This is a genomic window from Carnobacterium sp. ISL-102 (assembly GCF_018612935.1).
Lineage (GTDB): Bacteria > Bacillota > Bacilli > Lactobacillales > Carnobacteriaceae > Carnobacterium_B > Carnobacterium_B alterfunditum.
The window spans coordinates 1-3524 of the sequence record NZ_JAGGRF010000027.1; the positions used below are offsets into that span (position 1 = coordinate 1).

A 3524-nucleotide genomic window follows, 5' to 3' on the forward strand; every position below is an offset into this window, starting at 1 on the left:
TATTTAAGACAACACCAGAAGATCATTGCAAATCTACTTGTTGGTGACGTTGCCACAGCTATTGCTGCCAGTTACTCCCTTATGAAAAATTATTGATTTCATCTTCAATATTATATAATGTTGAAGATGATTTTGCAACAAAAATTATTTTTTGTTGCGATGGTATGTCATTAACAAATGATAATGTCTTAATAGTTAACAAATGAAAATGTCCCGTAACTACGTTACTCTAATCTAAAAGGATTGGAGTGATTCAATGGGAGTTCACCTAACAATGTTTGAAGAAAAGAAATATAAGATCATAAAAAAAATAAGCAATGGACAAGTTTCCAAAACTCGTGCAGAAGTCGAGTTAGCTCTATCTCGCAGACAAATTAATCGATTAATCCAAGTCTATCAGACAAAAGGAAAAAGCGGATTTATACATGGGAATCAAAATCGGAAACCTTCTACTGGTTTATCAACTGAAACTAGGAAAAAAATTATTGCTCTTTATAACAAAAAATATGAAGCTTTCAACCTTACACATTTTACTGAGAAACTAATTGAAGTAGAAAAGATCCAAGTCTCATACACAACCGTACGGAACTTATTGTATGAAAAAAATCTTTTATCCCCACGTGCTTTTCGACAAACAAAAAGAAAAAAGCGTAAGGAATTGCAAGAAAAGGAACAACATAAGCAGGTACTAACTAAAAAAGAGTGTCAGGTATTAAATGAATTGGATTATATAGATACATTGAAGGCTCACCCAAGTCGTTCTCGCAAGAAATACTGTGGCGAACAGCTTCAAATGGACGCTTCTTCTCATGATTGGTTTAAAAACGGGACGTACGCTCATTTACACGCTGCAATCGATGACGCAACAGGGCTTGTAGTAGGAGCCTATTTTGATAAGGAGGAAACGCTAGACGCCTATTATGAAGTAACGGAGCAATTTTTAACCAACTATGGTATTCCTTACGAAATTTTAACAGATAACCGTACGGTTTTTATCTATAAACAAGAAAAGCACCCCTCTGAAGAAAAGGATACTTTTACACAATTTGGATATGCCTGCCACACTTTAGGAATAAACTTACGTACAACTAGTATCCCTCAAGCAAAAGGGAAAATCGAACGACTTTGGAATACACTCCAAGATCGTCTCCTTCATGAAATGGCCTTATGTTCTATCCAATCAATCGATGAAGCAAATCTATTTTTGACGCATTACATTCCTACATATAATGCCAAATTTGCTTTACAGCTAAAGGATAGCAAAAGTGCTTTTGAAAAGCTACCAAAAACAGTCATTTTGGATCATATACTCGCTCGATTTTCACAACGAATTATCCAAAAAGGTCATGGTGTGAAGTATCAAAATAAGCTTTATCGTTTGCATGATCAAAACCAGCAGGTTTTACTTACTCCAAAAACAAGCGTCTTGATTATCCATATAAAGGGAAATGAATTATACGCTAGCGTTGATAATTCAGTTTTTTCCTTACAAGAAATTTTATTACATGAAGAAGTATCGAAAGAATTAGATGCGCCTGTGAGAGTGAAAAAAACTCAGCTAATCATACCATCCCTGTCTCATCCTTGGAGGAAACCTTCTTATGATCGTTATCTTAGAAATAAAAAACAAAAAGAAGCCTTAAAAAAGGGTTCTTTAGTCTAATAAAGCAGCGAATCAATTTTGTATAGATTTCTTATAGCAGTTGTTTAGGATGGTTGCTTCATGTTTTTTGAAGGAACTATCCTGAACAACTTTAGCAAGCGAAGCGCGGTCGTTAACTTGAGAAATTGAGTTGATAAGCCTAACTCATTATCATATAAAAACGGGACATTTTCATTTATCATTGACATAACTAGCGAATTTTGGCTGTTCAAAGTAATTCAATCATCAATTAGTGAATACTTAACTGTAAAGCTTTTAAATTTTTTCTCATCAAGGTTAGATAATCCATGCCATCATCTTGCATCCCTTTAGAGAAACTTTCAAGGTCATATAAAACTTCTATAGCTGTTTCAGTTTCTTGACCCACTGTTTGTGCAATGGAGGAGTCTGCTCCTTGTTGGTAATAAATTACGGGAACATTATGTTGCTTAACTAATTCACTGATTTCTGCAATTCGTGATGGGCTAGATTCTATTTCAGTAGAAATACCTCCCACAGCAATTTGTTCTAAATTGTAACGCTGAGCAATATAGCCGAATGCTTGGTGTTGAACGACAAACACACGATTGGTTGCAGAAGACAAAGCTGCTACATATTCTTCATCTAATCTTTGGAGCTCTAAAATGAATTTTTCAGCATTTTCTTCATAATAAGTTTTTCCATCAGGATCAGCTTGGATCAAGGCCTCTTTGATTACCATTACTTGGTCTTGAGCTAACACTGGGTCTAACCAGATGTGAGGATCTAGACCTTCATGATCATCGATAGCAATCTCGATAGGAGCTGATTGAGCGTAAGGGATATCGGCTTCGTCAGAAAAGACAACTTTGACATCGAAATTATCACCAGTTGTTTCATATTCAAATGTTTCCTTTGTTTGACCTGAGACAGTCTTCCAGTCTTCACTAGCTCCACGAGTATACCATTGGATCTTTGTTGAATCTTTTATCGCGGTGGCATCGGAAACGAGTTGAACCACATCTCCAGTATGATAGTGACCAGCTAGGCCATCAATTTCGACGGAAGCGGGTAAGTCTTCATCCATTTCAAGTGAATCTTCATTCGGCTCATTACTTTCTTGATGATCATGCTCATGAGTTTCAGTACTTATAAAACTATCAGCTTTAGCTGTTCGAACGGTGATTAGGTCTTCACTATCAAGAGAATCCATCAGTCCTCCAACCCAAGGTTCCATTTCACCACTACTATAAGCAAAAATGTCTGCATCATTTATAGCAGCAACATCTCGAGCACTTGGTTCAAAGCCGTGAGCATCTGTCCCAGCTTCTATGATTATCGAAACATCTGCTCGGTCAACGGCTACTTCTTTTGTAAATTCGTAAACGGGGTAAAAAGTGGTCACTACTGATAATTTAGTGTTATTACTTGACCCAGTGTCAGATTGCTCTTGTCCACAAGCAAAAAGAGTTACACTTGTAACTAAACTGAGCATACTTGAAACAAACCATTTTCTTTTCATATTTTCCTCCTGAATTCATCTGCTAAATATAATGGTTCTACAACAAATGGTGTAGATGCTTCAAAAAAATTTCTTTTGGAATGAACGGGTTTGCTTGTGGAGAGCCAAGGGAACGCCTGAAGCCTAAAAGAATGTCTTCCAGCTTTCAAGCTTCAAACACACCGTAATCGCTGAAGCGGCAACGTTGTGTAATTCTCATTGAATCCTATACATGGCTACAAGCAACCCTATTCCTCCAGAAAATAATATGATTGCTTTGCAATCTAAGCCATGACAGAAAAACCGTTTCACTATATAATTTAATTAGGAAAAAAAAATCCGACTGAAAAATGGGTTTTGCCGAACCTGACCAGAAAACTGGATGAACTTCTTATCTTTTGA

General features: G+C 36.4%; 2 protein-coding genes. One reads left to right on the forward strand and one right to left on the reverse strand.

The annotated features are described in order from the left end of the window. Window positions 1-256 precede the first annotated feature (256 nt). Window positions 257-1663, forward strand: a complete 1407-nt coding sequence (locus tag J7E16_RS08975) for an ISNCY family transposase (RefSeq protein ID WP_214890984.1) — start codon at window positions 257-259, stop codon at window positions 1661-1663. A gap of 229 nt (window positions 1664-1892) precedes the next feature. Here the strand turns inward: J7E16_RS08975 and J7E16_RS08980 are convergent, their stop codons facing one another. Beyond that, complete coding sequence (locus J7E16_RS08980) at window positions 1893-3143, reverse strand: metal ABC transporter solute-binding protein, Zn/Mn family (RefSeq protein ID WP_214890986.1); 1251 nt, start codon at window positions 3141-3143, stop codon at window positions 1893-1895. Between the last annotated feature and the right edge of the window lie 381 nt (window positions 3144-3524).